This window comes from Binatus sp. (SeqCode) (genome assembly GCF_049584895.1).
Classification (GTDB): Bacteria; Desulfobacterota; Binatia; order Binatales; family Binataceae; genus Binatus.
Genome location: NZ_JBAUYR010000108.1, coordinates 1 through 20,219, shown reverse-complemented (window position 1 = coordinate 20,219; position 20,219 = coordinate 1). Strand labels below are relative to the sequence as shown.

23 protein-coding genes and 1 pseudogene are annotated in these 20,219 nt (G+C 61.3%); 12 read left to right on the top strand and 12 right to left on the bottom strand.

Translation table 11 applies throughout. The annotated features are described in order from the left end of the window. Window positions 1-15: 15 nt before the first annotated feature. The gene (locus WB650_RS19380; RefSeq protein WP_422306882.1) at window positions 16-1,158 is read right to left on the bottom strand and encodes a lytic transglycosylase domain-containing protein; all 1,143 of its coding nucleotides are present in this window, start codon (window positions 1,156-1,158) and stop codon (window positions 16-18) included. Between the two features lie 230 nt (window positions 1,159-1,388). Between WB650_RS19380 and WB650_RS19375 the strand changes: the two genes are divergently transcribed. Genes WB650_RS19375 through WB650_RS19365 form a run of 3 tightly spaced genes read left to right on the top strand, consistent with a single transcriptional unit; the run spans window position 1,389 to window position 3,020 of the window. After that, window positions 1,389-1,745, top strand: coding sequence for a cupredoxin domain-containing protein (locus WB650_RS19375; protein ID WP_422306883.1), 357 nt, complete (start codon window positions 1,389-1,391; stop codon window positions 1,743-1,745). A 58-nt stretch (window positions 1,746-1,803) separates the two neighbouring features. Further along, window positions 1,804-2,217 carry a heme-binding domain-containing protein gene (locus WB650_RS19370; RefSeq protein WP_422306884.1) on the top strand — a complete coding sequence of 138 codons (414 nt, stop codon included), beginning with the start codon at window positions 1,804-1,806 and terminating at the stop codon, window positions 2,215-2,217. After that, complete coding sequence (locus WB650_RS19365) at window positions 2,169-3,020, top strand: hypothetical protein (protein ID WP_422306885.1); 852 nt, start codon at window positions 2,169-2,171, stop codon at window positions 3,018-3,020. The genes WB650_RS19370 and WB650_RS19365 overlap by 49 nt, the downstream gene beginning before the upstream one ends. 5 nt (window positions 3,021-3,025) lie before the next feature. On the opposite strand, the pseudogene pip reads toward WB650_RS19365, so the two are convergent. Further along, window positions 3,026-3,990 (bottom strand): annotated as a pseudogene (pip, locus tag WB650_RS19360) (prolyl aminopeptidase). Between the two features lie 132 nt (window positions 3,991-4,122). Between pip and WB650_RS19355 the strand changes: the two are divergent. From WB650_RS19355 to WB650_RS19340, 4 genes are all read left to right on the top strand, one after another. Beyond that, complete coding sequence (locus WB650_RS19355; RefSeq protein ID WP_422306886.1) at window positions 4,123-4,710, top strand: TetR/AcrR family transcriptional regulator; 588 nt, start codon at window positions 4,123-4,125, stop codon at window positions 4,708-4,710. A 14-nt stretch (window positions 4,711-4,724) separates the two neighbouring features. After that, window positions 4,725-4,979, top strand: coding sequence for a zinc ribbon domain-containing protein (locus WB650_RS19350; protein ID WP_422306887.1), 255 nt, complete (start codon window positions 4,725-4,727; stop codon window positions 4,977-4,979). A 41-nt stretch (window positions 4,980-5,020) separates the two neighbouring features. Beyond that, on the top strand, window positions 5,021-5,383 hold the full coding sequence (locus WB650_RS19345) for a VOC family protein (RefSeq protein WP_422298479.1): 363 nt from the start codon (window positions 5,021-5,023) through the stop codon (window positions 5,381-5,383). Window positions 5,384-5,454: 71 nt separating this feature from the next. After that, complete coding sequence (locus tag WB650_RS19340; RefSeq protein WP_422306888.1) at window positions 5,455-5,931, top strand: GFA family protein; 477 nt, start codon at window positions 5,455-5,457, stop codon at window positions 5,929-5,931. Between the two features lie 16 nt (window positions 5,932-5,947). On the opposite strand, the gene WB650_RS19335 is transcribed toward WB650_RS19340, so the two are convergent. Continuing rightward, the gene (locus tag WB650_RS19335) at window positions 5,948-6,481 is read right to left on the bottom strand and encodes a hypothetical protein (RefSeq protein ID WP_422306889.1); all 534 of its coding nucleotides are present in this window, start codon (window positions 6,479-6,481) and stop codon (window positions 5,948-5,950) included. A 141-nt stretch (window positions 6,482-6,622) separates the two neighbouring features. Here WB650_RS19335 and aroA point away from each other — a divergent pair, with 141 nt between their 5' ends. Genes aroA through WB650_RS19320 form a run of 3 tightly spaced genes read left to right on the top strand, consistent with a single transcriptional unit; the run spans window position 6,623 to window position 9,324 of the window. After that, window positions 6,623-7,897 carry a 3-phosphoshikimate 1-carboxyvinyltransferase gene (gene aroA, locus WB650_RS19330; protein ID WP_422306890.1) on the top strand — a complete coding sequence of 425 codons (1,275 nt, stop codon included), beginning with the start codon at window positions 6,623-6,625 and terminating at the stop codon, window positions 7,895-7,897. Continuing rightward, complete coding sequence (locus WB650_RS19325; protein ID WP_422306891.1) at window positions 7,894-8,751, top strand: hypothetical protein; 858 nt, start codon at window positions 7,894-7,896, stop codon at window positions 8,749-8,751. Before aroA ends, WB650_RS19325 begins: the two co-directional genes overlap by 4 nt. 39 nt (window positions 8,752-8,790) lie before the next feature. Beyond that, on the top strand, window positions 8,791-9,324 hold the full coding sequence (locus WB650_RS19320; protein ID WP_423961657.1) for a hypothetical protein: 534 nt from the start codon (window positions 8,791-8,793) through the stop codon (window positions 9,322-9,324). Between the two features lie 30 nt (window positions 9,325-9,354). Here the strand turns inward: WB650_RS19320 and WB650_RS19315 are convergent, their stop codons facing one another. Then, window positions 9,355-10,491 (bottom strand): aromatic ring-hydroxylating oxygenase subunit alpha, encoded by a 1,137-nt coding sequence (locus WB650_RS19315; protein WP_422306893.1) that lies wholly within the window; start codon window positions 10,489-10,491, stop codon window positions 9,355-9,357. Window positions 10,492-11,479: 988 nt separating this feature from the next. Here WB650_RS19315 and WB650_RS19310 point away from each other — a divergent pair. Beyond that, on the top strand, window positions 11,480-12,511 hold the full coding sequence (locus tag WB650_RS19310) for a hypothetical protein (protein WP_422306894.1): 1,032 nt from the start codon (window positions 11,480-11,482) through the stop codon (window positions 12,509-12,511). A gap of 194 nt (window positions 12,512-12,705) precedes the next feature. On the opposite strand, the gene atpC is transcribed toward WB650_RS19310, so the two are convergent. The 8 genes from atpC to WB650_RS19270 form a co-directional block, all read right to left on the bottom strand. After that, window positions 12,706-13,128, bottom strand: coding sequence for an ATP synthase F1 subunit epsilon (gene atpC / locus WB650_RS19305; protein ID WP_423961654.1), 423 nt, complete (start codon window positions 13,126-13,128; stop codon window positions 12,706-12,708). A 9-nt stretch (window positions 13,129-13,137) separates the two neighbouring features. Next, complete coding sequence (gene atpD, locus WB650_RS19300) at window positions 13,138-14,562, bottom strand: F0F1 ATP synthase subunit beta (RefSeq protein ID WP_422303892.1); 1,425 nt, start codon at window positions 14,560-14,562, stop codon at window positions 13,138-13,140. Window positions 14,563-14,784: 222 nt separating this feature from the next. Next, window positions 14,785-15,690: an ATP synthase F1 subunit gamma gene (gene atpG / locus WB650_RS19295; protein WP_423961652.1), complete on the bottom strand. Its 906-nt coding sequence runs from the start codon at window positions 15,688-15,690 to the stop codon at window positions 14,785-14,787. Between the two features lie 18 nt (window positions 15,691-15,708). Next, window positions 15,709-17,253 carry a F0F1 ATP synthase subunit alpha gene (gene atpA / locus WB650_RS19290; RefSeq protein ID WP_422307289.1) on the bottom strand — a complete coding sequence of 515 codons (1,545 nt, stop codon included), beginning with the start codon at window positions 17,251-17,253 and terminating at the stop codon, window positions 15,709-15,711. Window positions 17,254-17,274: 21 nt separating this feature from the next. Then, window positions 17,275-17,808 (bottom strand): ATP synthase F1 subunit delta, encoded by a 534-nt coding sequence (gene atpH, locus WB650_RS19285; protein WP_422307287.1) that lies wholly within the window; start codon window positions 17,806-17,808, stop codon window positions 17,275-17,277. Then, entirely contained in the window at window positions 17,805-18,380 is a 576-nt protein-coding gene (locus tag WB650_RS19280; protein WP_422307285.1) for a hypothetical protein, read from the bottom strand. Before WB650_RS19280 ends, atpH begins: the two co-directional genes overlap by 4 nt. Before the next feature lie 21 nt (window positions 18,381-18,401). Next, window positions 18,402-18,863, bottom strand: a complete 462-nt coding sequence (locus tag WB650_RS19275) for a hypothetical protein (protein WP_422307283.1) — start codon at window positions 18,861-18,863, stop codon at window positions 18,402-18,404. 91 nt (window positions 18,864-18,954) lie between these two features. Next, window positions 18,955-19,527: a bactofilin family protein gene (locus WB650_RS19270; protein WP_423961650.1), complete on the bottom strand. Its 573-nt coding sequence runs from the start codon at window positions 19,525-19,527 to the stop codon at window positions 18,955-18,957. A 185-nt stretch (window positions 19,528-19,712) separates the two neighbouring features. Between WB650_RS19270 and WB650_RS19265 the strand changes: the two genes are divergently transcribed. Beyond that, the gene (locus WB650_RS19265) at window positions 19,713-20,117 is read left to right on the top strand and encodes a PPOX class F420-dependent oxidoreductase (protein ID WP_422307281.1); all 405 of its coding nucleotides are present in this window, start codon (window positions 19,713-19,715) and stop codon (window positions 20,115-20,117) included. Window positions 20,118-20,219 lie beyond the last annotated feature (102 nt).

Genomic DNA, 20,219 nt, shown 5'->3' with positions numbered 1-20,219 from the left:
ATTCAGGAGAGCGAATCAGGTCTTCTGCGCGAGAGTCTTCTTCGAGTGATGCGTTTTCGAGGCCGTGTGGCGAGTATGTGACGCGTGCGACTTCTTCGAGTGCCGCGGCGGCGCGAAGTCGGTCTTGATTGGCGCGGGCCGAATGGCCGGCTCGTCCTCGATGCCGGGGAAATACTTTTCCTCGTCTCGATGTACCTGCAACGCCGCGAGGAACTCCGCGTAGTAGTTCTTCACTGCGAAGCCGAAATGGGGTCCCTGGTAGTGCTGGACCATTTCCGAATAGTCGCCGCCGTAAATTCCGGCCGCGCGCGACACCCCACCGGTGCCGTAGTTGTATGCGGTAATCGCCAGCGGCCAATCACCGAGAGTGTCGTAGTTCGACCGCAGGAGCTTGGCTGCTGCAAGCGTTTCGCGCTCCGGGCTCAGACGATCATCGTGATAGCGCGTGATTTTCATGTAGTGCTTGCCGGTATCGCGGGTGAACTGCCAGATCCCCACCGCGCCGGCGCTCGAACGCGAAGCGCTGTGAAAGCCCGACTCGACGCTCGCAAGAGTCACCAGCTCAGGCGGCAATCCCGCACTGCGGAAGATTCGCTCCATCGAGGGCATGTAGTATTTGCTCCGCAGGAGACCGTCATGGAAATCCTCGCGCAGCCCTTCCTGCACGCGCAGATTCTGCGCGGCAGCCGCAAAGGCACTCGGCGGCTCGCCCTTGAACATCGCGGCGATTTCGCGCTCTTCGTCATCGGCCGGAGGTTGTGTCGCGAGGCGATTGAGAATGTCGCCATATTTTGTTTTCAGATAAGCGTTCGCCCATTCGATATCGGTGCCGGTTGGCCGGCCGTCGCCGGGAAGGATAAACACATGGTAGACGCGCTGGACGTTATCGCGATCCATGACCAGGAAATCGTGATCCGAGTACTTGGTGAAGACATCGACCCAGAAATCGACGTTGGGCTGAATCGCTGCGGGACGCGGGAACGGGAGCGTGGTTTCCGACGACGCTTTGGGCGCCGCCGCAAAAGCGAACGTGATCGCGAGCGCAAACGCCGCGATTGCTTTAGATGCCCGATTTACCGACAACTTCGCGTCGAACAACGACGTCTCCATCGCGCTCGAGTCCCCGTCGGCGCGATTTCCACCCCGGCGCCATTTCACGATACGGCCGGTGCCTGCATATTACGCAGGGCTTCTATGCTTTACCTGCGAATACCTCCGCAGTCAACAAAATCAATGCTCCGGCTGAAGATGCGCGTCGGAATCAGGCGATTGCGTGCTGTAGGTTCTCATCTCTCCTTGGGAATAGATGCGACCGAGGCCGCATGACTTGACAATGATCATGCTTCAATGTAAATGAGAATCATTCTCACTTTCAGGAGCATCGAGCCGTGCCCTTTAATAACCCTTCCCGTATCGCCGCGACTGCGATCGTCTCGGTCGCACTTCTCGCCGCCTTCGCTGCGCCATCGGCGCGCGCGGCCGACAACTCTCCCCAACTTCGCTTTCAAGCCGGGGCCGTCGAGCCCGCAAGCCTGACGCTGCCGGCCAACACTGCTGTCAAATTGCAGGTCACTAATTCCGGCGATTCAGCGGTCGAGTTCGAGAGCTTTGAGCTGCATCGCGAGCGCGTCGTGCAACCCGGACAGACCATAACCGTCTACCTCCCGGCGCTCCCGCCCGGCACCTACCCGTTCTTTGACGACTTCAGTCACGGGGCCGTCAAAGGCCAGATTGTCTCGCGCTGAGGCTGCGACGAGTCACCGCACGTTCCGCGCGATCCTCTGGTCGGCAGCAATCGCGATAGTGGCGGTCCAATTAGTGCGCGTCGATCGTTCGAATCCAGCCGTAAGCGGGGACCTGTCCGCGACTCCCGTCGTCAAGGATGCCATCGAGCGCTCCTGCTACGACTGCCATTCGAACCAAACGCGATGGCCGTGGTACAGCGCGGTGGCGCCGTTCTCATGGTGGATTCATTACGAGGTCGAACACGGGAGGCGGCGGTTCAACTTCTCGTCATGGACAGACTACACATCGGATCCCGGCACCGAAGATCAAAAGCTCGACGAAGTCGCACGTCTGATCGCAAGCGGCGCGATGCCTCCATGGTACTACCTCGCGATGCATCCGCGGGCGCGTCTTACACCCGAAGAGCGCATCGCGATCACGCGATGGATCGCGGACGAGAAATCCTCGCACGCGTCATCGGCATCGCGATGAACCTGCGCACGATCGTTATCGCCTCAGCGCTGTTGCTGATCGCCGCGAACGCGTCCGCGCAGGTCGATCCGTTCGAGTTCGAGGTGTACCCGTATCAGACCGAGGGTAAAGGCGTCGTCGAGCTGGAATCGCTTAACAGCTTCACCCCGAGCGGTCACAACCACGGCTACGACGGCACCTCTGCCGGCTCCATTCCGAGCCAGGCGATGTACCGCACCGCGTTCGAACTCACGTACGGTCTTACCGACCACGTCGAGGCGGCCGGGTACGTTAATGTCGCGCACCCCAATGCGGACTCGTTTGAATACGCGGGTTCGAAGTTTCGCGTGCGTGGCAGCCTGTTCGAGCAGGGCGAGTTGCCGGTCGATTTGGGCTGGTACCTCGAGCTCGAGTGGCATCGGACGCCGCAATACGACGACAACCAGCTCGAACTCGAGCTGAAACCGATCATCGAGAAAGACATCCGCAAATTCGAGATCGCACTCAATCCGATTTTCGAAAAGGGGGTTTTCGTCGGGCCCAACAGGAACAAGGGATTCGAGTTCGGCTACGCGGCGGGAGTCTACTACGACTACCTGCGCGAGATTTCGCCGGGCCTCGAATTCTACGGCGCGCTCGGTCTGATTGACGACAACGATCCGCTACACGCGCAACAGCACTACATCTTCCCGGTGCTGAGGGGCGAGCTGCCGCATGGAATCGAATACAACCTGGGCCCCGGCGTAGGACTGACGCGCGGCAGCGACCGCGTCATTGTGAAGTGCAATCTGGAGCTCGAGCATTTCATCGGCGCGCTGTTCTAATTTTTTCAGGGTTCAGCAAATTCATCAGTTGCGCGGATCAGCTCTTCGGCAATGTTCGCATTTGAGGCGTCGTGGCCGGCGTTGTCGACTATCAGAAGCTTCGCGCGCGGCCATACGTGCTTGAGGTCGTAGGCCCAGCCGATCGGCGCCTGAAGATCGAAGCGTCCGTTCACCATGATTCCGGGAATGTCGGCGATCGCGCGCGCGTCGCGAAGCAGGACGCCGTCGTCGAGCCACGCATAGTGCTGGACGTAATGAGTCACGATGCGCGCGAACGCCATCCTGAAAGCCGGATCTCTGAACCGCGGTGACAGCCCCTCCGCAGGCGGCCACGCCGGCGTCGCTGACTCCCAGGTACACCACGCAAGCGCGGCTTGCTCGCGAGTCACGGGATCGGGATCGTGCAGCAGTCTGCGGTAAACGCCTCGATGATATCGCCTTCTCGCAGCGCGGCCGGCACCGCATCGCGCAGACTTTCCCACCGCTCCAGGAAAAGGTCAGCCAGGCCGCCGCGAAACGACCAATCGAACTCTTTGCGGCGACCGGTCGTCACGCCGAACAAAATGATCTCCGTGACGCGATTCGGAAACCGTTCCGCGTATGCGAGCGCGAGGGTGCTGCCCCACGATCCACCGAGCACCAGCCATCGCTCGATCCGCAGATGCTCACGCAATCGCTCGATATCCGCGATGAGGTTCGCAGTGTTGTTGCTCGCGAGGACCACCTCGGGCCCACTCGCGTGCGGCGTGCTCCGTCCGCAGTTGCGCTGATCGAACAGCACGACGCGATATCCAGAAGGATCGAACAGCCTGCGATGCCACGGCGTGCATCCCGATCCAGGACCGCCATGCAGCACGACCGCCGCCTTCCCGCTCGGATTCCCGCACGTCTCCCAGTACACGCGATGGCCATCGCCAACCTCGAGCATCCCGTGCTCGTAAGGTGTGATCGATGGATATAGCTGCGTCACGCGGATTGCCTGCCGCTCTCACTGTCGCACAAGAAGGATTTCTGCAAAATGCCGGATTCTCGCCGCTTGACACAACCGTTGCGCGCTGAGTATATACTCACTGAGTAACTGCTCAGCGGACGAGAGGAACCGATGCAGGCGACAACCCGACAGGAACAGAAAGTGGTGACGCGGGACCGGTTGGTCAACGCGGCCATGGCGCTGTTCGCGCGCAAGGGGATCGTGAATACCACCACTGCCGACGTCGCCAGGGCGGTTCGCATGTCGCATGGCGTGCTGTTCCTGCATTTCCCGACCCGCGATGACCTTGTGATTGCCGTGATCGACGAGTTCGGCCGCCGGCTGTCGGCCGAGTTTCGGCAGGCCTTCGAGCGTGACCTCGGACTGCGCGCCGTTCTGCAAGCACATCTGCGAGTGCTCGCCGATCTCGAGCCGTTTTACGCGCGGCTGGTGACCGAGGCTCCGATGCTGCCGGCCAAAGTGCGCAGCACCCTGATGCTCCTGCACGCTGCCGTTTCCTATGAGCTTTTCATGGCGCTCGAGCGCGAGCGCAAGGCGGGCCGGGCGCGCAAGATCGATCGGCCGCTGCTGTTCAATACCTGGATCGGCCTGGTGCATCACTACCTCGTCAATCGTGACGTGTTCGCCACCGGGAACTCCGTGATAGCCGAGCAAGGTGACACCCTGGTGAATCATTTTATGTCGCTGGTTAAACCGTAGAAGGAGAAACGACGATGGCTGAAAAATGTCCCGCTTGTGGTTCATGCGGAATGCCGATGGAGAAGCCCGAGGACTTCGCGCTCGGCGACGTGACGCGTCCGTACTGCCGCCATTGCACCGACGCGCGCGGCGAACTGCTGCCCTTCGACCAGGTGCTCGAGACCAACGCGCGCTTCTATGTCGAGTCGCAGGGCGTCACGCTCGCGGCTGCGAATGCGATGGCGCGCGCGACGCTCGCGGACATGCCCGCGTGGCGAGATAGACATTAGGAGATTCGAGTAACAGACACTGAAAAAAAGGAGAGAGAGTCATGTTTGATCACATCATGCTAAAGGTGAAGGACCTCAACTCGAGCAAGCGCTTCTACACCGCCGCGCTGGCCCCGCTTGGTTTCAGCGTGCAGTACGACGCCGACGGAATGTTGGGCTTCGGTCCCAAGGACGCACCGGCCTTGTGGTTGGCTAAGGGCGAGCCGAACGGACCCGTGCATGTCGCGTTCGCGGCCAAGAACCGTGCTGCCGTCAAGGCATTCTATGATGCCGCTCTGCCTGCCGGTGGCAAGGACAACGGCAAGCCCGGTCTGCGGCCCGAGTATCATGCGAACTACTACGGCGGGTTCGTGAAGGATCCCGACGGCAACAACATCGAAGCCGTCTCCCATAAGGAAGAATAGCTGAAGCACGGGACTGCCCTGACCGGTTGTATCGATCGGGGCAGTCCTGAACGCATTCGAGGAGGCGTCCTATGAATCTCGAAGGTGGATGTTCGTGCGGAGCGATCCGCTACCAGCTGACCAACAGCCCGCTGATTGTTCACGCCTGTCATTGTCGCGATTGCCAGCGCGTCACCGGCAGCGGCTTCGTGATCAATATCTGGATCGAGAAGAAGTTCGTTGACGCGAGCGGTGCGACCCCGAAATCAGTCGTACTCAAAGGCGGCACCGGCAAAGATCACGAAGCCTTCTTCTGTGACAAATGCGGCACCTACGTATGGAGCCGCTACGCGGTCGCGCCCAGTGGCGAGGCTTTGTTCGTTCGCGCCGGGACGCTCGACAATCCGGCCGCTGTTACGCCCGACGTTCATATCTTCACGCGGAGCAAGCTGCCGTGGGTGAGACTGCCGGAAGGCGCGACCGCGTTCGAGACTGCATACAAGATTGACGACGTGTGGCCAGCCGCGAGCAAGGAGCGCGCGCGCCGGAATATCGCGGCGCAGAGCTAGTCGATCGGCGAGAGCGTCAGTTCGAAACGCTGCTGTTGTCCAACCCCGGGGACGAACTGTAGCCGTTGTCCAACCCCGAGGATGAGCTGTAGTGCGTGTCCAGACCGCCGCGATTCTGATCCAACACACCCGGCGGAAAACGGTCGCCCGAAGCCGACAGGTTGCGTTCCGGGAACCGATCCTGATCCTGAAATCGGTCGTTATCGGTGAACCTTCCTGAGGAATCGCCATCCAGCTTTGAGGTTGACGGCCAGCGCGCTTCCGCCGACGATCCTGCACCCGACGAGCCCGCGCGCGCCTCGAAATCCTGACCCGCGCCAAGCCCCGATGCGGCCCCGGCTCTTTCACCGAAACTGGCGCCAAGTGAGCTCGCGCCCCACGTGCTCGAACCTCCGCCGAGGTCGCCTGAGCCACCCGCGGATCCGGCCCCGGAACCCACTGCCGCCGTCACAGTCGCGTACTCGCCCATCGTTTGCGCATCGGCGCGCGGCGCGAATAGCGCGAGCGTCGCAATCAGCGCGGTTGGTGCAATCAGCTTGATGAGTCTCATGGCGGCCTCCCCTGAGCCTACTGCCAGTAACGTTGGATACTGTAATCGTAGCGTCAAGCATGAGGCAATAACCCCATGACGCAAGCCTTGGTCAGTATGCGTGCTTGTGACCGGCCAATGCGCACGGTTAGTCTGAAAAAAGTGGATGAAATTGAAATAAGTCCCCTGACCCGCCGGCTTGACGCCCGCGTGGTGCTGCCCGGCTCAAAGAGCATCACGAATCGCGCGATGGTGCTGGCGGCGCTGGCGCAGGGGCGCTCGGTGCTCGAGTCGGTTCTGCTCAGCGACGACACGCGCTACATGAGCGAGGCGCTGCGGGTGATGGGTTTCACCGTCGAGATTGACGAGCCTGCGCGCAGGATCACGGTCAGCGGGCGGGGCGGAACGATCCCGGCGCACGGCGCCGACATCTTCGTCGGAGGCGCGGGCACCGTGATGCGCTTCCTCGTCGCGATGGTCACGCTCGGCGACGGGCGTTTTCGCGTCGACGGGAATCAGCGGATGCGTCAGCGTCCGATCGGCCCGCAGCTCGACGCGATGCAACGCCTGGGCGCGAGCGTCTACAGCGAGCGCGACAACCATTGCCCGCCGGTGATCGTCGATGCGTCGCGGGCGCGGTTCGAAGGGGGCGAGACTTCGGTCGACGCGCGCGCGTCGTCGCAATTCGTCTCGGCGATGCTGATGCCGGCGCCTATTTGGAAGGCCGGTCTCAAGCTCAAAGTGATCGGCGACACCGCGCGCCCCTTCATCGACATGACTCTTCGGCTGATGGAGGCGTGGGGCGCGAAGAGCAACGTCGAAGACGACCTGATTGTGGTGCCGGGCGGCCAGTGGTATCGCGCGCAGCGTTTCATCGTCGAGCCGGACGCGTCGAGTGCAAGCTACTTTGCGGCGGCAGCGGCTCTTGTCGGCGGCACGGTGCGAATCGAGGGCTTGAGGTCGAACTCGGTGCAGGGCGACCTCGGTTTTCTCGGCGTGCTGCAACAGATGGGCGCGCGCGTCGTGTGGCATTCCGATTACGTCGAAGTAGTGGGAACAGGGAAGCTCACCGGCGTCGACGTCGCGATGAACTCGATGCCGGACATGGTCGCGACGCTCGCAGCGATTGCGCCATTCGCGTCGTCGCCGACGAAGATCCGCAAGGTCGCGTTCATTCGGCATCACGAGAGCGATCGCATCCGCGCGCTCGCCACCGAACTGCGGCGGCTCGGCGCGACGGTCGTCGAGAACGACGACGGACTCGAGATTGCACCGTCCGAGATGCATCCAGCGACCGTCGAAACTTACGACGATCATAGAATCGCGATGAGCTTCGCGGTGACGGGCCTGAAACTCGGCGGTGTGAAGATAAAGGACCCTGCGTGCGTCGCGAAGACGTTTCCGGACTTTTTCGATCGCCTCGCCGCGCTGACTTGAAGACGAACCCCGAACGATTCGTACTCGGTTTCATCAAGTTCTTTGGGACGCCATTGTGCGTCGCGGCGCTGCTCGCCGCGATGGTCGCGATCACGCGTGCGCGCGAAGGCAATTGGGAGCGGGCGGCGCTGGCCGCGTCGATCGCATTCGCATGCGCGGGCGGCGGCATCGGCGCGATCTGGTGGGTTCGCTTCCATGCGCGCGCCCTCGATCCTTCCGAGCGATTGCGCGCGGCGAATACCGACGCGCCGTGGATGTGGCGCGAGGACTGGGCAAGCGGCGAGGTCCGCACTTCGGCGCTGCGCGACGCGAACCGGCTGACGGTCGTCGCGATCGCATGGTGCGTCGCGACGTTTCCGATCTTCTTCCTTGCTCCGCATCGTGCACTCCGAGCCGCTGACTACTTCGCGATACCGGCTTTGATCTTCCCGCTGATCGGCGTCGTCATGCTGACGTGGGCGATGCGCCTGCGTCGGCGATTCCGCGAATACGGCGAGTCGCGATTCGTGATGGCGTCGGTGCCGGGACAAGTCGGCGGCTCGCTCACCGGCGCGATTCACATCGAGAAACCGATCCCGCCAGGAGAGCAAGTCGCGCTCGAACTTGAATGCATCAACCGCACAACGCGCGGAAACTGGCACAGCCTCACGACCTGGGATTGGATTTTGTGGCGCAGTGACCAGACTTCCATCAGCGATTCGACGGGATCGATTCCAGTCGCGTTCATGATCGCGCCCGATTGCCGCCCGACCGACGATTCGAATCCGAAGAGCCGAATCGTATGGCGACTGAGTGCGAGAGCGGGGCAATACCGAGCGGAGTTCGAAGTGCCGGTCTTCCGAATCGGCGCCTAAATCTGCACTGCGCTCGCGCACTCGCATATATTCATAGCGATGACATCTCGGACGCGACTCGGCCTGGTATACGGAGTACTTGTGACGACCGTCACAATGCTCACCGCAGCAGGCTTGTCGAAAGTGACGCTCTCGCCACCGCATGGATGGCGCCTTCCGACCCGTGACGAGACTGAGCAGTCTTGGCGAGCGAATAATCCGTCGCGCTACCTTTTCGTGCACGGCGACTTTACCGGCGACGAGCATATCGATACCGCGATGATACTGGTCCGGAGCGACGGGTCGGGACTCGCGCCGTTCGTAGCGCTCGCCGGGCCGGACGATCAGCGCCGATTCTTGCAGGCAGAGCAGACGAATCCGATCTCCTATTTGAGCGAGGAGGGCGTGAAGCTCCTTAAACCCGGCAAGTATATAACCACTTGCGGAAAAGATTACGGCTGCAGTGAGAACGAGAAGGAGTCGGTGACCATCTCGACCGACGCTATCGAGTTCTTCAAATACGAGGGCCCCGCGCGATTGATCTATTGGGATAAGAGTAAGGGCGCGTTGTCGGAGGCCTGGCTCAGCGATTGATTCCCTATCGATGCCTTCAATTTTCACTGCTCACACTTCGCCAAGGGCTTCGCGGATGGAGCGGTGGAAATGTTCCAGCGCGTTTTCGTAGCGGGCGTACATCACTTTTCGGACTGCGCCGGATTCGAAGTTGTGCTGGATGCCCTCGCCCAGCGTGAAGTCCTGGTCGACTACGCCGAGCAGGAGATCCATCGTGCGCGACCATTTTGGCGACGGCTCGGACGCGAGGATGCTGATGGTCGCGACGCTCTCGCCGACATGTTTTTCAGGAAAGATTCGGTAGACCTCCGCGTGATCGGATTGCATCACGAGGATCGTGTTGGGGAACAGGTTCATCAGGATGGTCGTGTGCGGAATCAGGTCCCACTTCTCTTCGGGGATGTCGCGCAGCTTCTCGATTGATTTGCGCACGCCGATGTAGCGCGTGTTGCGGCCGAACGCGTCGAACATCGCGAGGTTCTTGACGAACAGCGGCGCCACATTCTGCGCGTGCAGCACCTTGATGTGGTAGGCCTCCCAGAACGTGTCGCTCATCAGCTTCCAGTTCATCCGGCGGCGCACCACGCGCGTCTCCTGGTGCACCATCGCGCCGATGCCGTACGACTGGATGTCTTCGCCGAGCCCGGAGAGCATCGCGTCGATGTCGATCGTGTTCTTGTTGCTGTCGCCCGGCGCGGGCGTCACGAAGATTAGGCCGTACTTCTCGGCGACCGGGAGCGCGACCAGGCCGCTGGCGGCGCGATCGAGACCTTCGAATCCGTAGTCGTCGGGAATCGCGACCAGGCGGCCGTCGGTGTCATAGCTCCACGCATGATAGGGACACGAAAACAGCTTCGCGGTGTGGCCGCATCCGTCGGCGAGCTTGGCGCCGCGATGGCGGCAGATGTTCACGAAGGCGCGCAGCTCACTGGCAGTGTTTCGCACGACGAGGATCGGTATCGGCGCAAGATCCTCGGTGAGGTAGTCGCCGGGATTGGGAATCTGCGAGCTGAAGCCGGCGACGATCGGATGATGGCGAAACAGCACCTCGCGCTCGCGCGCAGCGCGATCGGGCGCGGTGTAGGCGGAAGTGTCGTTGCGGGTGAATCGCTCAGCCATCGGCGGCGTCCCGCGATCGATGGCGTCGAAGATCTGGTGGATGAGATTGATCTGGGTTGAGTGCTTCATTGGCGATTTATACTACTGATTGTGGTTCAGGGGAGTGTACACCCCCAAGGCTAGCTTCGTTCCGTCAGATTTTGTTTTGGTGAAATTTCGCGGGTACAGAGGGGTCGGGTGAGTTTCGGAATGTCTGGAACATCCTGAGTGTCGGTCCATGCTGTATCCGTAGCACGACGGGCGCGCCAACGTCAGGCTCAACAGTTCAGAGTAGTGAATCTGGTCACGTGGACTCTCGGATTTCGATCCTGGATAAACGCGCATAAGATTGCAGACGGCGCGGGCAGTCCTCGTGTCTGATTTGAAATATGAACCCAAAGTGGACAACGCTGTTCGCCGGACTAAGTCTGTTGATTCCTTGGATGGTGCTTGCACGGTTCCCTAGCACATCCAACGGAAGTGTTTATCCGGCTTGGTATTGGTTTCTTTGGTTTTTTCTGCAGCTTTTTGGACACATCGGTGAGTGGGCATCAGCAATCTTAACGATGATGATTCCCGCGCTCTTCTTCTTCGCGTGGAATCCGGGGCTATTCCGGGGCAGCGTCAAATTCCCGCGACGGACCTACGCACTGTTCGCAGTCATAGGGTTGTTGAGTCTTGCGTACTTTTCTATGGCTTGGAGCGATGGACTAAGGAACCAAGGCATTCGCTACACTTGCACGGTATTTGCAGCGAACATCGTGTGTGTTGCCGTCCTAGGGTTCTTGTTCGCCACTAACCGGAAGGAACAACCATCATTCAGGACCAATATGTTCCTCCATTGGACCTTGTTCGTATGGCTCTTCTGGTTTGCGTTTCCGTTCTTTGGACAATTGAGTTTCCCCTGACAACAAACTAGCTAAGCGAGCATCGCGGATGATGCGAGCAACCTAACCCCTGACCCCTTCCCGAGCGGGAAGGGGAACCGGATTTCAGGGCCGCCTCTTAGCTCCTCTGCGAAGGACCCGGCTACGGCGTTTGATCGAAGTGATTTGGAATTGTCAGAATGGCCGCGGTTATGAAACGGGATCGAACTGCTGTCATCGATGCGCTGCTGAAGAGCGACGAGCCTTCGGTTCGGTGGAAGGTGATTACTCGCGTCGTTGGCGAAGATCCTGAGTCGCGGAAGGTTCGCCAGCTGCAAGAGGAAATCAGGACCTCGGCGCGCACGCGGGCGTTGATCGCTGGAAGGGATCGCAAGTTCATCCGCGAGGCGCACGTGTATGCGACGTGGCGCGGGGCGCATTGGACGCTGGCGATGCTCGCGGAGATTGGCTATCCCGCCGGCGATGAGTCGCTGCTGCCGATGCGCGATCAGGTGCTCGATCGTTGGCTCGACAGCTCCTTCTACATGGAATTCGAATCGAAGAGCGCCGTGCCGAAAAATCGAAGCGCCGAAGGCGTTCCTATTATCCAGGGGCGCTATCGCCGATGCGGGTCGCAACAGGGCAACGCGCTCTATTCGATTACGCGGCTGGGTCTCGCGGACAAGCGCAGCGACGGGCTGGCCGAGAGGTTGATGCATTGGCAATGGCCGGACGGCGGATGGAATTGCGACCGCAAGCCGTCCGCTCATATTTCATCGTTCAACGAATCTTTGTTGCCGATGCTCGGGCTTGCGGCGCATGCGGAACGCGCGAAAGACAACACGGCGCGCGCGGCGGCGTTGAAGGCGTCGGAAGTGTTTTTGTCCCGGCGATTGTTCAAAAGCAAAACCGACGGGAAGGTGATTTCTCCGCATTGGGTGCGGCCGAAGTATCCGCGCTACTGGCATTACGACATGCTCGGCGGCCTGGTGGCGATGGCGGAAATGGGGCTGATCAATGATCCGCGATGCGCTGACGCGCTCGACCTGCTCGAGCGCAAGGAGTTGCCGAAGGTAGGATGGGCTGCGCAGGGGCGCTTCTACAAGGTATCGACGAGCATGGATACCAGCGCGAAGTTCGGATCCATCTCGACGGTGGACTGGGGCGGCGCAGGTAACGCTCGCAGGAACGAGTGGGTGACGGCAGACGCGCTGTATGTGTTGCGCGCGGCGGGTCGGGTGTGAAAGCGGCGGGCACGGCGGCCCTCCCCACTAACCCGCGGGCATCGCGAGTGATGCGAAGATAATCGCCTACGCGGCGGGCGGCAGGGGTGACCCCTGCACCCAGTGATAATCGCGAAATGTCGAGGACGACGTTTCGCTCTCAGGTTCGTGGGGAGAGACCACCGATCAATTCGCGATGCCCGCAGCGGTGGATTTCAGCGAGACGAGGTTTTCAAGGCGGAGGCTTCGACTCGGGCTTCGGCTAGTTTGAGGGCGTCCTGGGCGGCGGGGTAGTTGGGATCGTAGAAGCTCATAGTTGAGAATTTCTCGTCGGCTTCCTGGACCTGGGTTTTCGCGGCGCTCGCGTCGATAGTCTCGGGCGATTCGGCGCTGCTTGCTAGTACTGTCAGCACGCTGTCTTTCACTTCGGCCAGGCCACCGGATACCACCCAGTGCATCTTCGACCCGTCGGGCAACTGCGCTTCGAGCACGCCGGGGACGAGCGAGGTTATGAAGTTGATGTGCTCGGGGAGGACGCCGAATTCGCCGAGCGGGCCGACCGCTGAGACTTCGGCGGCGTCGCCTTCGAAGACGATGCCGGTGGGAGTTACCAGTCTGAATGGAAACGTCGAAGCCATAGATTGCTGCTATTCGCCGCGGGCCAGGCGCGCGGCTTTTTCGCGGGCGTCTTCTATAGTGCCGACCAGGTAGAAGGCCTGCTCGGGCAGGTCGTCGCATTTGCCGTCGAGGATTTCGGCAAAGCCGCGCACGGTGTCCTCGCGCTTGACGTACTTGCCGGGCTGATTGGTGAAGGGCTCCGCGACGAACATCGCCTGCGACAGGAAGCGCTCGACGCGGCGCGCGCGCGCGACGACGGTCTTGTCTTCGGCAGAGAGTTCTTCCATCCCAAGGATCGCGATGATGTCCTGCAGGTCCTTGTAACGCTGCAGGATTGCCTGCACGCGGCGCGCGACGCTGTAGTGCTCCTCGCCGACGACCTGCGGATCGAGAATTCGCGAATTCGATCCGAGCGGATCGACTGCCGGGAAAATTCCCTTTTCGAAGACTTTGCGATCGAGCGCGGTGACGGCGTCCAGATGCGTGAAGGTCGTCGCCGGCGCGGGGTCGGTGTAGTCGTCGGCGGGCACGTAGATGGCCTGCACCGACGTGATCGCGCCCTTCTTGGTGGTGGTGATGCGCTCTTCGAGCTCGCCCATGTCGGTGCCGAGAGTGGGCTGATAGCCGACCGCGCTGGGCATACGTCCGAGCAGCGCGGAGACCTCGGAGTTGGCCTGCACGAAACGGAAAATGTTGTCGATAAAAAAGATGACGTCCTTGCCTTCTTCGTCGCGGAAATATTCGGCGACCGTGACTCCGGTCAGCGCGACGCGGGCGCGCGCGCCGGGCGACTCGTTCATCTGGCCGTACACCAGCGCGGTTTTCGAGATGACGCCGGATTCCGTCAGCTCGCGATAGAGGTCGTTGCCCTCGCGCGAGCGCTCGCCGACGCCGGCGAACACCGACACGCCGCCGTGCTGCTTGGCGACGTTGTTGATCAGCTCGAGAATCGTGACGGTTTTGCCGACGCCGGCGCCGCCGAAGAGTCCAATTTTTCCGCCGCGTGCGTAGGGGCAGATGAGGTCGAGCACCTTGATGCCGGTCTCGAGGATCTCCGCCTCGGGGGCCTGGTCGGCGAACGGCGGCGCGTCGCGATGTATCGGCATCGTCGAGCTGCCCTGGATCGGGCCGCGCTCATCGATCGCGCTGCCGGTGACGTTCATGATGCGCCCGAGGGTGCCCGGTCCGACCGGCACTGAGATTGGCGCGCCGGTGTTGGCGGCTTCCATCCCGCGCACGAGGCCGTCGGTCGAGTCCATCGCGATGCATCGCACGGTGTTTTCGCCGAGATGCTGCTGCACTTCGAGCACCAGGTTGCCGACCTCGTCGCTGATGGACGGGTTGCTGACGCGCAGGGCGGAGAAGATCGGCGGGAGCGTGCCGGCGCCGAACTCGACGTCGACGACGTTGCCGAGGACCTGGTTGATTTTTCCTGGAGCGGTTTGAGTACTCATAAACGGTGATTACCCACTCTATTAGTCCGGTCCCCCTTCCCGCTCGGGAAGGGGTTAGGGGTTAGGTTGCTGCGCATCAAGCACAGCTCCGGGAAGAAAGAGAATCAGAATCTTGAATCGCGCGCAAAAGATTGCGCGCTGAACAAGGACCCTCACCTTCGATCCTCTCCCTTACAGGGAGAGGGGAAGAAAGGCGAGAACTGGGATCGGATAAAAAAATCTTCATCCGCGGAGGGCCTCGGCGCCGCCTACTATGTCCATCAGCTCGCGGGTGATTTGGGCCTGGCGGGCGCGGTTCATCTCGAGTGTGAGCGATGAGATCATGTCGTTGGCGTTGTTGGTCGCCGCGTCCATCGCGGTCATGCGCGCGCCCTGCTCGCTGGCCTCGGATTCGAGCAGCGCGTGATAAACGCTCGCCTCGAGATATCCGCGCAGCACGACCGGCACGAGTTCCTCGCGCGACGGCTCGACCAGATAGTCGATTTTGGGTTTGTCGGCGGCCGATACGGCGGCGTCGACTTCGGCGCCGGGCTTGATGCCCGCGTCGCCCGGCGGCTTGATTGGCAGCAGGCGCTCGTACACCGGCTTCTGCACGATCGCGGACTGAAAATGAGTGTAAACGATGCCGGCTTCGTCGATGGCGCCGGAGCTGTAATCGGCGAGCATCTTGGCCGCGATATCGCGCGCGAGAGCGATCGTCGCCAGGCGCGGCAAATTATCGACTCGAGAGAGGGCGACCGGAACGTTGGTGCGACGGAACTGATCTACGGCCTTCTTGCCGACTGCGAACAGTTCGATGTCGAGTCCGGTGCCGCGAATTTCGCGCATCGTGGCCTCGGCGGCGCGGAACAGATACGAGTTGTAGCCGCCGGCCAGGCCGCGATCCGAGGCGACCACCACCACCAGCGATCTTTTTTGCGCACCCTCGACCGGGCCGACCGAGATTCCTTCCGATGTCAGCAGTGAATCGGCGACCCGAGCGAGCGCTTCGCTGTATGGCAATGCGTTGACGAGCGCTTCCTGAGCGCGACGCAACCGCGCGGCCGAAACCAGTTTCAGCGCGCGCGTTATTTGCTGGGTCGATTTGGCCGACGCTATCCGGCGCCGGATTGCCTTGAGTGATGCCATGGTCGAGCGTTATCGCAGCTACGCCGCAGTCGCCGGCGCGGCCGCTTTATTTTCGTCCAGGAACTGCTGTTCGTAGGTGCTGAGTGCGGCTTTGAGCTTCTTCGTCAGATCGTCGGAAATCTCTTTCTTGTCGCGAATCTCTGCGAGCAGCTCCGCGTGGCGCGCGTCGAAGTAGGTGTAAAGGCCCATCTCGAAAGGCCTAATCTGCTCGACCGAGAGCTTGTCGAAGTAGCCCTCTTTGGCGGCGAACATGATCAGCACCTCTTTTTCCATCGGGAGCGGACTGTACTGACCCTGCTTGAGCATCTCGGTCAAACGCGCGCCGCGAGCCAGCAGGCGCTGCGACGATGCGTCGAGGTCGGAGCCGAACTGCGCGAACGCCGCCATCTCACGGTACTGCGCGAGTTCGAGTTTGAGCGATCCGGCGACTTGCTTGATCGCCTTGACCGCAGCCGAGAAGCCGACGCGCGAAACCGACAGGCCGACGTTGACGGCGGGACGCACATTCGAGTTGAAAAGATCCTTGTCGAGAATTATCTGGCCGTCAGTGATCGAGATGACGTTGGTCGGGATGTAGGCCGACACGTCGCCTTCCTGCGTCTCGATTACGGGCAGCGCGGTCAGCGAGCCACCGCCCATTTCGTCGCTCATCTTGGCGGCGCGCTCGAGCAATCGCGAATGCAGATAGAAGACGTCGCCGGGATACGCCTCGCGGCCGGGCGGACGGCGCAGCAGCAGCGACAACTGGCGATAGGCCTGCGCGTGCTTGCTGAGATCGTCGTAAACCAGCAGCGCATGCTTGCCGGTGTCGCGAAAATATTCGCCCATGGTGCAGCCGGTGTAGGGCGCGATGTACTGCAGCGGCGCGGCTTCGGAAGCGGTCGCGGCGACGACGGTGGTGTACTCCATCGCGCCCGAGCTTGTGAGCTTCTCGACCACCTGCGCGACGGTCGAGCGCTTCTGCCCGATCGCCACGTAAATGCAGTGCATGTTGAGGCCCTTCTGGTTGATGATCGTATCGATCGCGATCGCGGTCTTGCCGGTCTGCCGATCGCCGATGATCAGCTCGCGCTGTCCGCGCCCGATCACCAGCATCGTGTCGATTGCCTTGATGCCGGTCTGCAGCGGCTCCTTAACGGGCTGGCGGCGGATGATACCGGGCGCCTTGATTTCGATTCGGCGGGTCTCGGTCGATTTGATCGGCCCCTTGTCATCGATCGGCTGGCCGAGTGCGTTGACGACGCGGCCGAGCAACCCTTCGCCGACGGGTACTTCGGCGATTCTGCCGGTGCGCTTGACCTCGTCGCCTTCCTGGATGGCCTGCGGGTCGCCGAAGAGCACGGCGCCAACGTTGTCCTCTTCGAGGTTCATGACCAGCCCGAAGATTTGATGGGGAAATTCGAGCAGCTCACCGAACGCGGCATTCTGCAAGCCGTAGATTCGGGCGATACCGTCGCCGCATGAGAGGACGCGGCCGGTCTCGCGGACCGAGATGCTGCCCTCAAAACCCTTGATCTCGTTTTTGAGGATTTCGCTGATTTCTGATGGTCGGATTTCTGCCATATAGATGTAGTTTCTTCCTGCCTAGCCCGCGAGCCGGCGCTTCGCCTGCGCGAGTCGAGTTGCGAGGCTGCCGTCGTAAATTTTTCCGCCCAACTCCGCCATCACACCACCGAGCAGCTCGGGATCGACTTTCACGGTCGGGATTATTTTCAAGTGCGCGATGCGCTCGAGTCCACTGACCACGCGCGCGACCTCGGCGTCCGACGGTTTGATCGCAAACGTAAGCGTCGCGCGCTCACGGCCCATCGCCTGGTCTACCTGCTCGCGATACGACTCGGCGATCGCACCAATCTCGCGGATGCGTCCGTGGCGCGCGATCACCACTGCGAACGAGCGGACCGGGAAGCTGAGATTCAGGCGCTCAGCAATCTTCGCCATCGCCTCCTGCCGCGATTGATCGGACAACTCAGGCGATGCCAGACGTTCGAGCAGTTCCGGCGACTCGACTATCGCGGCCAGCCGTTCGAGCTCGGCGCCCCACTTTTCCTCATTGCCGCGGTCTGCCAGGTCCAGCAGTGCACGCGCGTAACGCTTGGCGACGCGAGAACCCTTCATCGCGGGTCACCGCTGCCGAGCTTGTCCATGAAACCGTCGATAAGCCGGCCCTGGTCGTTCGGCTGAAAATTGCGGCTGATCAGATCGCGCGCGACTGTCGCGGCAGACTCGGCGAGCTGCGCGCGTACACGACGCTTCGCTGCTTCGGCCATCGCGTAGTGACTCGTCTCGGCATCGCGGCGGATTCTTTCGGCGGTCGATTTCGCCAGGTCTTTGACCTTGCCAACCTGGAAAGCAGTTTCCTGCTCGAGCTCGTCGGCGACTTGCTTCAACTCAGCCGACAGCGCCGCCATTCGCGCCGCGGCCTTGTTGGCAAGGTCCTCGGCCTCGGCCAACGCGCTCTGCAAGCGAGACAGCGCGGTGCGAATCGTAACGGCGCGATCGGCGAAAAATTTCCGCAGCGGGGGACCGGCGAAGTAAACCAGCACGAACACGAACAGGGCGAAGTTGATCGTGAAGAACATCAGCAGCAGCCATGAGCCGTGCTCCGCGCCCGCGCCTTCCGCGGCAAGGGCGGCGCGCGGAAAAAAAGCGGCAGCGAGAATCGCCGCCGATGTGATCCACTTCTTCATTTTAGGTTGAATCAGTCGTGCCTAATTGTTTTTGCCCGACGCCGCGCCGCCATTCAATGGCCGGCCCAGCACGCGCTCGGCGAGCTCCCTCGCAAGGCTGTGTCCCATCTGCTCGAGTTCGTGCTCAGCCGCCTTCAGCTCAGTTTCTATCTTCGCATGCACCTGCTCGAGCGTCTCGCGCGCCTCGGCTTTCGCCGCTTCCATCATTTGCGCGGCTTCGGCTTCGGCCTTTCGGCGTTCGGCCTCGCGCCGCGCGATTGCGCCCGTGCGAACCTCGGCGAGCCGCGCTTCGCGCTCCGCCTCGGCCTCACGCGCCTGCTTGATCAATAGCTCGGTGCGATCATTCAAATCCTTGAACCTGCGCTCGCGCTCCGCCAACAGGTTCAGGAACGGTCGAAAAAATAATCGGCTGAATATAAACCAGAAAACCAGGAACGAAACAATCAGCGCAAAGAACGTCCCCCAATTCGGCGGGATATGCATATTACGGCATCTCCCCTGCGGGGATTTTCAAAATTCTCTCCATCATAGGAATCGGGGAAGCGCGGGCGAATCACTGAAACCGCCCGGAAACTCAGGCCTGCTTCTGCCCTCCAACTGCGGCCTGCGCCACGCGCTCTTCCTTGGGGAATACTGTCACCTTGCGGTCCTCGCGCATGCCCTCCGGCTGCATCGAGCAGTGTCCCTCGAACATCGCGCCTTCCTGCACCGACAGCACAGGCGCCGTGATATTTCCGTTGACCTTCGCCGAAGGGCGGATCTCGATTCGCTGGGTCGCGACGATATCGCCGCTGACCTTGCCCGCAACCGACACCGACGCGGCCCGAATGTGCGCCGTGACTACGGCGGACTCGCCAATCGTCAATACGTCCTTGGCGTTGATCTCGCCGTCGACCTCGCCGTCGATCCGCGCGGGACCTTCGAACGAAATCTTGCCGGAGATTTTCGATCCACGATCCAGGTATGCGCGGCCGTCAGCCGGAGTGGGCCCGCTGGCTCGTGGAGCCGGCGCCGGAGCGGCAGTCGAAGTGACAGGAGTTGGTGTGGTGGAAGCTTGCGGCATGATCGTAGGCTGGGTTTTAGGATTCTTTTCGGGTTCCTTGTTGAACAGCGCCATCGCAAAATACTCCTCGGCGCAATCGGGCATCTCCCCGCGCCACCTTGCACGAACTGAGTTTAGGCTTGGCTATTAACGCATGCAAATGTAGGTGTCAAATTCATCCCGCATTTTCTCCCACAGCCTGCGGATAATTGGTTCCGATCGCGACCGTTGCCTCACGCGAGCGATGGTCTAATCTGGAGCCATACCGACATTCCCAAGGAGTACCGCCGATGGCTTCGAACAAGATTCCCGAGAAATTTCTCGACCTCCTCACCACCAAGAAACCGCTGGCGAATATCGCGACCATAATGCCTGACGGCTCGCCGCAAGTGACCCCGGTATGGTTCGACTACACCAACGGAAAAATCCGCATCAACACCGCGCGCGGGCGGGTCAAGGCCAACAATATGAAGGTCGGATCGAAGGTCGCGCTGGCCATCGTCGATCCCGATAACGCCTATCGTTACATCGGAATCCGCGGCCCGGTCATCGCCGAGGATGAGAAGGAAGCCGACGCACATATCGACAGCCTGGCCAAGAAATACCTGAATCAGGACAAATATCCGTTCCGCACGCCCGGTGAGAAGCGGGTGACGTACGTGATCGAGCCTGCCTCCGTGCACGTCATGGGCTGACGCAACGCGACCTCCGCCGTTTCATCCCAACGACGCGAGCATCGCGAGCGCGCATGTCATCCTTGTATGTAGCAAATGAAGCGGATTTGAATGGAGCGGAGG

Coding starts and splice junctions, on each gene's coding strand:
- WB650_RS19350 (WP_422306887.1), top strand. CDS start 4,725: ATGGCTGAAAAATGTCCCGCTTGTGGTTCATGCGGAATGCCGATGGAG.
- WB650_RS19365 (WP_422306885.1), top strand. CDS start 2,169: ATGGATCGCGGACGAGAAATCCTCGCACGCGTCATCGGCATCGCGATG.
- WB650_RS19320 (WP_423961657.1), top strand. CDS start 8,791: ATGACATCTCGGACGCGACTCGGCCTGGTATACGGAGTACTTGTGACG.
- WB650_RS19310 (WP_422306894.1), top strand. CDS start 11,480: ATGAAACGGGATCGAACTGCTGTCATCGATGCGCTGCTGAAGAGCGAC.
- WB650_RS19335 (WP_422306889.1), bottom strand. CDS start 6,481: ATGAGACTCATCAAGCTGATTGCACCAACCGCGCTGATTGCGACGCTC.
- atpG (WP_423961652.1), bottom strand. CDS start 15,690: ATGGCATCACTCAAGGCAATCCGGCGCCGGATAGCGTCGGCCAAATCG.
- WB650_RS19280 (WP_422307285.1), bottom strand. CDS start 18,380: ATGAAGAAGTGGATCACATCGGCGGCGATTCTCGCTGCCGCTTTTTTT.
- WB650_RS19355 (WP_422306886.1), top strand. CDS start 4,123: ATGCAGGCGACAACCCGACAGGAACAGAAAGTGGTGACGCGGGACCGG.
- atpH (WP_422307287.1), bottom strand. CDS start 17,808: ATGAAGGGTTCTCGCGTCGCCAAGCGTTACGCGCGTGCACTGCTGGAC.
- WB650_RS19345 (WP_422298479.1), top strand. CDS start 5,021: ATGTTTGATCACATCATGCTAAAGGTGAAGGACCTCAACTCGAGCAAG.
- WB650_RS19315 (WP_422306893.1), bottom strand. CDS start 10,491: ATGAAGCACTCAACCCAGATCAATCTCATCCACCAGATCTTCGACGCC.
- atpC (WP_423961654.1), bottom strand. CDS start 13,128: ATGGCTTCGACGTTTCCATTCAGACTGGTAACTCCCACCGGCATCGTC.
- WB650_RS19340 (WP_422306888.1), top strand. CDS start 5,455: ATGAATCTCGAAGGTGGATGTTCGTGCGGAGCGATCCGCTACCAGCTG.
- WB650_RS19265 (WP_422307281.1), top strand. CDS start 19,713: ATGGCTTCGAACAAGATTCCCGAGAAATTTCTCGACCTCCTCACCACC.
- atpA (WP_422307289.1), bottom strand. CDS start 17,253: ATGGCAGAAATCCGACCATCAGAAATCAGCGAAATCCTCAAAAACGAG.
- WB650_RS19270 (WP_423961650.1), bottom strand. CDS start 19,527: ATGCCCGATTGCGCCGAGGAGTATTTTGCGATGGCGCTGTTCAACAAG.
- atpD (WP_422303892.1), bottom strand. CDS start 14,562: ATGAGTACTCAAACCGCTCCAGGAAAAATCAACCAGGTCCTCGGCAAC.
- WB650_RS19275 (WP_422307283.1), bottom strand. CDS start 18,863: ATGCATATCCCGCCGAATTGGGGGACGTTCTTTGCGCTGATTGTTTCG.